Origin of the sequence: Mycobacterium sp. UM_CSW, from assembly GCF_000455205.1 — a bacterium.
Lineage (GTDB): Bacteria > Actinomycetota > Actinomycetes > Mycobacteriales > Mycobacteriaceae > Mycobacterium.
This window is the reverse complement of record NZ_AUWQ01000031.1, coordinates 82,232-89,417: the sequence shown is the minus strand read 5'-3', so window position 1 is coordinate 89,417 and position 7,186 is coordinate 82,232. Positions and strand designations below refer to the sequence as shown.

The following is a 7,186-nucleotide window of genomic DNA, read 5'->3' as shown; positions in this document are numbered from 1 at the left end:
GCCGCTGGCCGACGAGTTGGACGCCGAGGCGCTGCGCAACAGCGCCGGCCGCGAGCTGTTCACCAACCCGGCCAAGCACATCGCCGAGCGGCTGGTCGGTCGGCGGGCGGTGCTGGCCGGCGACTGCGCCGCGACGCTGGCGCTGGCCCGGCACGGCAGTTCGGTGCTGCTGCGGCTCGCCCACGAGGTCGTCGCCGCCACCGGGCTGGCCGACGCGGTGGTGGCGTTGCGGACGGCGACCGATGGCCCCGCGGGCTCCGCGTCCTCGGTCGAGGACCTGTTTCACGACGAGGAGATCGACGGGCCCCGGCCCGACCGGCTTCGGGTGCTGGCCCTGACGCTGCGCGACGAGCAGACGGTGGTGGCCGCCCGGACCGCCGGCCTGGAAAACGTGTACTTGCTGGCCGCCGAGGACGTGCCGGACGGGCCCGGCGGCTCGGCCGGCTCCACGGTTGCGCCGGCGTTGGGGGGCGCCGTCAGCGCCGAGCAGCAACTGGCAGTATTGGCCGTTCGGCTGGAGATGGCCGCGGTTTACATGCGACTGGTGCGGGGATAAATAGACAAGTGGAACTGCTTCGCGGGGCCTTGAGGACGTACGCCTGGGGATCGCGCACCGCCCTGGCGGAATTCACCGGGCGGGCGGTTCCGGCGGCTCATCCGGAGGCCGAGCTGTGGTTCGGGGCGCATCCCGGCGACCCGGCCTGGCTGGAGACCGACAAGGGCGAGGTGTCGTTGCTGGAGGCCGTCGTCGCCGACCCGGAGGGACAGCTCGGCCCGGGGTCGCGCGCCCGGTTCGGGGACGTGCTGCCGTTCCTGGTGAAGGTGCTCGCCGCCGACGAGCCGCTGTCGCTGCAGGCGCACCCGAGCACCGAGCAGGCGGTCGAGGGGTACCTGCGCGAGGAGCGCCTGGGCATCCCGGTCAACTCGCCGGTCCGCAACTACCGCGACACCTCCCACAAACCGGAGTTGTTGGTGGCGCTGCAGTCGTTCGAGGCGCTGGCCGGGTTTCGCCAGGCGTCGCGGACCGTCGAGCTGCTCCGCGCGCTGAACGTCTCCGACCTCGACCCCTACATCGACCTGCTGAACGACCAGTCCGACGCCGACGGCCTGCGCGCGCTGTTCACCACCTGGATCACCGCTCCGCAGCCCGACATCGACGTGCTGGTGCCCGCCGTGCTGGACGGCGCGATCCAGTACGTCAGTTCCGGGGCAACGGAATTCGCGGCCGAGGCCAAGACCGTGCTGGAGCTGGGGGAACGCTATCCGGGTGACGCCGGCGTGCTGGCGGCGTTGTTGCTCAACCGCATCACCCTGGCCCCCGGCGAGGCCATCTTCGTGTCGGCCGGCAACCTGCACACCTATCTGCGCGGCTTCGCCGTCGAGGTGATGGCCAACTCCGACAACGTGTTACGCGGCGGGCTCACCCCCAAGCACGTCGACGTGCCCGAGCTGCTGCGGGTGCTGGACTTCACGCCCACCACCGAGGCGCAGCTGCGCCCGCCGATCCGCCGCGAGGGGTTCGGCCAGATCTACCAGACGCCGACCGACGAGTTCGCCGTCGCGCTGCTGGCACTCGACGGCGAGTACCTCGGCCACGAGGTCGACGCGGGCTGCGCCCACGAGGGCCCGCAGATCCTGTTGAGCACCCAGGGCTGCACGACGGTGCACGCCAAGTCCGGATCGCTCACGCTGGAGCGCGGAATGGCGGCCTGGGTGGCGGCCGACGACGGACCGATCCGCCTCGTCGCGCGCGAGCCCTCCAAACTGTTCAGGGCGACCGTAGGGCTGTGAGCGGGCGCTGCCGGGCTTCCCGGCGCTCGCGCAGCCACAGCCGCATGTTGTGCGCCATGGCGCGGCCCACGATCCGCGGCGGCGGGACCATGTACAGGCTGTCCAGCAGCGAGAACCGGCGCAAAAACCATTCGGCCAGAACGGGATCCGTCTCGGCCGCCCCGAGGAACTGGTCGAACAGCGCGCCGGACGGCCGCCACCACCACGGCGTCCGCCCCTTGGGCCGGGCGTGGTGGAAGGTGATGTCGCCGATCGCGTTCATCATCCATACCGGGTAGGTCGTCCGGGCGGTGGCCCGATTCAGTTCGCGGGCAAGGTCATTCGATTGCAGCGCCCGGCGCAGATGACCGGCCTGCAGCACCGTCATCGTCATGCCCTGCCCGAAGGTCGGGTTGAAGCTCGCGACGGCGTCACCGAGCGGGACGATGCCGTCCGGGAAGCGGTCCAGCCTGTGGTAGCGGCGCCACCGGCTGGCCGGAAACGCGTGATACGCCGGCTCGCCGACGGGTTCGGCCTGCGCCAGAGCGGAATTGAAGTGCGCGGGCAGCAGCTTGCCGGCCAGCGCCAGCATCTCCGGGAACGTCGCGGGCGGCTTGGCGCCCGCCACCCCGAACGTGGTCAGCACCCAGACCCGGTCCTCGTAGTGCAGCATGCCCAGCCCCAGCGACTCGTCGTGGGACGCCCCGGCCACCACCACCTTCTCGGCAATCAGGCCCTCCGGCATGCGGAACTGCTGGGTGGCGTAGTTGATGCCGATGTCGATGGTGGCCTCGACCGGGCGCTCGAATCCCCACTGCTCCAACCACACCGGCAGGCGGGTCCCTCGGCCGGCGGCGTCGACGACGAGATCGGCCGGCACGAACTCCGGCTCCGCATCCCCCTGCGGGTCGAGCAGCACGCCGGTCACGCGCTGGCGCGCGGGGTCGAACCGCGGCTCGGCCACCGAGCGGCGGATGATCTCGACGTTCTCGATGTCCTGGACGCGCCGGCGCACCTGCCACTCCAGGTGCGGGCGGCTGGGCACGTAGGCGGTGAACTCGTCGCGCAGCGTGTGCCCCGTTCCCAGGACGTGGCCCGCGGCGCCCAGGTGAATGCAATCCGGCCGGTTCTCCAGGATGGGCACGCCCGCGTCGACCATGTCGTCGAGCAGGCCGGGGAACAGGTCCTCGAACTCCGCCGCGCCGCGGGCCATCAGCATGTGCAGGTGCCGGTCCTGGGGGACCGTCGCGCGGTTCGCCGGCGCGCTCGGCAACTCGTCGCGCTCGTACACGCTGACTCGCGTATAGAAGTCCGACAGCACCCGCGCGGCGCACAGCCCGGCGATGCTTCCCCCGATGACCACGGCATGGTCCCGCATGTTTCCCCCGCTTTCCGCTATGCCCGCAGACTACCCAGTACTGTGCGGTCCAACGGGACCCAACGGGTCCCAACGGGTCCCGGAGGCGGACTAATGGCAAATCGATGGCGCACGAAGTCGGTCGAGCAATCGATCGCCGACACCGACGAGCCGGAGACCCGGCTGCGCAGGGAGTTGACCTGGTGGGACCTGGTCGTGTTCGGCGTCGCGGTGGTGATCGGCGCGGGCATCTTCACGGTCACCGCGTCGACCACCGGCGACATCACCGGACCGGCCATCTGGATTTCGTTCGTGATCGCCGCGGTCACCTGCGCGCTGGCGGCCCTGTGCTACGCCGAGTTCGCCTCGACCCTGCCGGTGGCGGGCAGCGCCTACACCTTCTCCTATGCCACCTTCGGTGAGTTCCTGGCCTGGATCATCGGCTGGAACCTGGTCCTGGAGTTGGCGATCGGGGCCGCCGTGGTGTCCAAGGGCTGGTCGAGCTACCTGGGGAACGTGTTCGGATTCGCCGGTGGCACAGTCCAACTCGGATCGGTCAACCTCGACTGGGGCGCGTTGCTGATCGTCGCGGTGGTCGCGACCCTGGTCGCCCTGGGCACCAAGCTGTCGTCCCGATTCTCCGCGGTGGTCACCGGCATCAAGGTGTCGGTGGTGATTTTCGTCGTGCTGGTCGGGGTCTTCTACATCAAGCGCTCCAACTACTCGCCGTTCATCCCGAAGCCGGAGGCCGGGCACGAGTCGTCGGGCATCAACCAGTCCGTGCTCTCGCTGCTGACGGGGGCGCACAGCAGCCACTACGGCCTCTACGGCGTGCTGGCGGGGGCCTCGATCGTGTTCTTCGCGTTCATCGGATTCGACATCGTGGCCACCATGGCCGAGGAAACCAAGAAGCCGCAGCGCGACGTGCCCAGGGGCATCCTGGCGTCGCTGGCGATCGTGACCGTCCTCTACGTCGCGGTTTCGGTCGTGCTCTCCGGCATGGTGTCCTACACCCAGCTCAAGACCGTGCCCGGCCACAAGCCGGCCAACCTTGCCACGGCCTTCGCGGCCAACGGGATCGACTGGGCCAGCAAGATCATCGCCGTCGGCGCGCTGGCCGGGTTGACCACGGTGGTGATGGTGCTGGTGCTGGGGCAGTGCCGGGTGCTGTTCGCGATGGCGCGCGACGGGCTGCTGCCGCGGTCGCTGGCCAAGACCGGCGCGCGCGGGACCCCCGTCCGGATCACCGTGCTGGTCGCCGTCGTGATCGCGGCGACGGCCTCGGTCTTTCCGATCGCCAAGCTCGAGGAGATGGTCAACGTCGGCACGCTGTTCGCGTTCGTCCTGGTGTCGGCGGGCGTCATGGTCCTGCGGCGCACCCGTCCGGACCTGGAGCGGGGGTTCCGGGCGCCGTGGGTGCCGCTGCTGCCCATCGCGTCGATCGTCGCCTGCGCGTGGCTGATGCTGAACCTCAGCGCCCTGACCTGGGTGCGATTCGGCGTCTGGCTGGTGGTGGGCACGGCGATATACGTGGGCTATGGGTACCGGCACTCGGTTCAGGGGCGCCGGCAATCCGGGGAGCTCGCCTCGGTGGCCCCGGCGGAGGCGGGCCCGGCCGGCTGATCCTCGGTTTACAAAATAGCGGTTTGTGTCTAGACACAAGACGCAAACTGCCGTATTGTCCAAATCGAGATGCGACCGGTTCGCCGAGCCTGTAATTCCGCAGGTCTTTACTCGCACTTTGTCTGCAGATTTACAGGCTCGGCGACGGTCCATGACTTCGAGGAGGTTTGGCAGATGACCGCATTGCGGCCCGAGGAAGCGCCGGTCTGGCGGGACAAGAAGCGCCACCTGTGGCTGATGGGGCTGATCGCCCCGACGGCCCTGTTCGTGATGCTGCCGATTATCTGGGGGCTCAACCGGCTGGGCTGGCACGCCGCCGCGCAGGTACCACTGTGGATCGGGCCGATCCTGCTCTACGTGCTGCTGCCGATCCTCGACCTGCGGTTCGGGCCCGACGGGCAGAACCCGCCCGACGAGGTGATGGAACGGCTGGAGAACGACAAGTACTACCGCTACTGCACCTACGTCTACATCCCGTTCCAGTACCTCAGTGTGGTCCTGGGCGCCTACCTGTTCACCGCGTCGAACCTGGGCTGGCTCGGCTTTGACGGAGCGCTGGGCTGGGCGGGCAAGCTGGGTGTGGCGCTGTCGGTCGGGGTCCTCGGCGGGGTGGGGATCAACACGGCCCACGAGATGGGGCACAAGAAGGACTCCCTGGAGCGCTGGCTTTCCAAGGTCACCCTCGCGCAGTCCTGCTACGGCCACTTCTACATCGAGCACAACCGCGGCCACCACGTGCGCGTCTCGACCCCGGAGGACCCGGCGTCGGCGCGCTTCGGCGAGACCTTCTGGGAGTTCTTGCCGCGCAGCGTGTTCGGCAGCCTGCGCTCGGCGCTGGGGCTGGAGGCGCAGCGGCTGCGCCGGCTCGGCAAGAGCCCGTGGGACCCCCGGACCTACCTGTCCAACGACGTGCTCAACGCGTGGCTGATGTCGGTGGTGCTGTGGGGCGCGCTGATCGAGATCTTCGGCCCGGGCCTGATCCCGTTCGTGGTCATCCAGGCGGTCTTCGGGTTCAGCCTGCTCGAGGCGGTCAACTACCTCGAGCACTACGGGCTGCTGCGGCAAAAAGGCACGAACGGCCGCTACGAGCGCTGCGCCCCGGTGCACAGCTGGAACTCCGATCACGTGGTGACCAACCTGTTCCTGTATCACCTGCAGCGGCACAGCGATCACCACGCCAACCCGACCCGTCGCTACCAGACGCTGCGCAGCCTGGAGGGCTCGCCCAACCTGCCGAGCGGGTACGCGTCGATGATCTCGCTGACCTACTTCCCGCCGCTGTGGCGCCGGGTGATGGACCACCGCGTGCTGGCGCACTACGACGGCGACATCACCCGGGTCAACATCGCGCCGCGGCTGCGCGAAAAGCTGCTCGCCCGGCATGAGGTGGCGGCATGATCGCCTACCGCTGCCCGGGTTGCGGCTACCTTTATGACGAGGCCAAAGGCGCTCCGCGGGAAGGCTTTCCCGCGGGCACGCCCTTCAGCGACATCCCCGACGACTGGTGCTGCCCCGATTGTGCGGTGCGCGAGAAGGCGGACTTCGAGAAGGAAGGTGTGACGGCATGAGCGACTACAAGCTGTTCCGATGCATCCAGTGCGGCTTCGAGTACGACGAGGCGCTGGGCTGGCCGGAAGACGGCATCGCGCCCGGCACCCGCTGGGACGACATCCCCGACGACTGGAGCTGCCCGGACTGCGGCGCCGCGAAATCCGACTTCGAAATGGTGGAAGTGGCCAGACCGTGAACGCCTCGACTACTACTGTCGCGCCTGTGAAGCGGATGCCGTATGCCGAGGCGTCACGCGTCCTGTTGCGCGACTCGGTGCTCGACGCGATGCGCGACCTGCTGCTGGCCCGGGACTGGTCGGCGATCACGCTGTCGGACGTGGCCCGCGCCGCGGGCATCAGCCGGCAGACCATCTATAACGAGTTCGGGTCGCGCCAAGGCCTAGCGCAGGGGTACGCCCTGCGCCTGGCCGATCGCCTGGTCGACGCGGTCGGATCCGCGATCGACGCCAACGTCGGCCACATCCACGAGGCGTTCCTGCAGGGTTTTCGCTCCTTCTTCGCGGAGTCGGCCGCCGACCCGCTGGTGATCTCGTTGTTGACCGGCGTCGCTAAGCCCGACCTGCTGCAGATCATCACCACCGACAGCGGGCCCATCATCAACCGGGCGTCGGCGCGGCTGACCACGGCGCTCACCCAGAGCTGGGTGGCGACCAGCGACGAGGACGCCGGGGTGCTCGCCCGCGCCATCGTGCGGCTGGCGCTGAGCTACGTGTCCATGCCGCCGAGCGCCGATCTGGGGGCACCTCCCGCCGAAGGCGGGGGAGACGTGGCGGCGGACCTGGCCCGGCTGATGACGCCGTTCGCGGAGCGTCATGGGGTCGCGGCTACAGTGGCGGAAGAACATACCTAAGCTAAGTACCGCTTG

At 69.2% G+C, this 7,186-nt stretch carries 7 protein-coding genes and 1 pseudogene; 7 read left to right on the top strand and 1 reads right to left on the bottom strand.

The annotated features are described in order from the left end of the window. Both N415_RS13020 and manA read left to right on the top strand, forming a co-directional pair. A pseudogene (locus N415_RS13020) lies at positions 1 to 556 on the top strand (TobH protein); the annotation flags it as partial. A gap of 8 nt (positions 557 to 564) precedes the next feature. Beyond that, positions 565 to 1,791: a mannose-6-phosphate isomerase, class I gene (manA, locus tag N415_RS13015; RefSeq protein WP_068181986.1), complete on the top strand. Its 1,227-nt coding sequence runs from the start codon at positions 565 to 567 to the stop codon at positions 1,789 to 1,791. On the opposite strand, the gene N415_RS13010 is transcribed toward manA, so the two are convergent. Beyond that, positions 1,769 to 3,133: an oxidoreductase gene (locus tag N415_RS13010; RefSeq protein WP_152531362.1), complete on the bottom strand. Its 1,365-nt coding sequence runs from the start codon at positions 3,131 to 3,133 to the stop codon at positions 1,769 to 1,771. The two genes, manA and N415_RS13010, sit on opposite strands and share 23 nt — an antisense overlap. A gap of 108 nt (positions 3,134 to 3,241) precedes the next feature. Here N415_RS13010 and N415_RS13005 point away from each other — a divergent pair, with 108 nt between their 5' ends. From N415_RS13005 to N415_RS12985, 5 genes are all read left to right on the top strand, one after another. Beyond that, the gene (locus N415_RS13005) at positions 3,242 to 4,750 is read left to right on the top strand and encodes an amino acid permease (RefSeq protein ID WP_068181980.1); all 1,509 of its coding nucleotides are present in this window, start codon (positions 3,242 to 3,244) and stop codon (positions 4,748 to 4,750) included. A 174-nt stretch (positions 4,751 to 4,924) separates the two neighbouring features. Next, on the top strand, positions 4,925 to 6,148 hold the full coding sequence (locus tag N415_RS13000; RefSeq protein WP_068181976.1) for an alkane 1-monooxygenase: 1,224 nt from the start codon (positions 4,925 to 4,927) through the stop codon (positions 6,146 to 6,148). Then, positions 6,145 to 6,318, top strand: a complete 174-nt coding sequence (locus N415_RS12995; RefSeq protein ID WP_068100532.1) for a rubredoxin — start codon at positions 6,145 to 6,147, stop codon at positions 6,316 to 6,318. Before N415_RS13000 ends, N415_RS12995 begins: the two co-directional genes overlap by 4 nt. Continuing rightward, positions 6,315 to 6,497 (top strand): rubredoxin RubB, encoded by a 183-nt coding sequence (gene rubB, locus N415_RS12990; protein ID WP_068100530.1) that lies wholly within the window; start codon positions 6,315 to 6,317, stop codon positions 6,495 to 6,497. Before N415_RS12995 ends, rubB begins: the two co-directional genes overlap by 4 nt. Further along, the gene (locus N415_RS12985) at positions 6,494 to 7,171 is read left to right on the top strand and encodes a TetR family transcriptional regulator (RefSeq protein ID WP_152531360.1); all 678 of its coding nucleotides are present in this window, start codon (positions 6,494 to 6,496) and stop codon (positions 7,169 to 7,171) included. Before rubB ends, N415_RS12985 begins: the two co-directional genes overlap by 4 nt. Positions 7,172 to 7,186 lie beyond the last annotated feature (15 nt).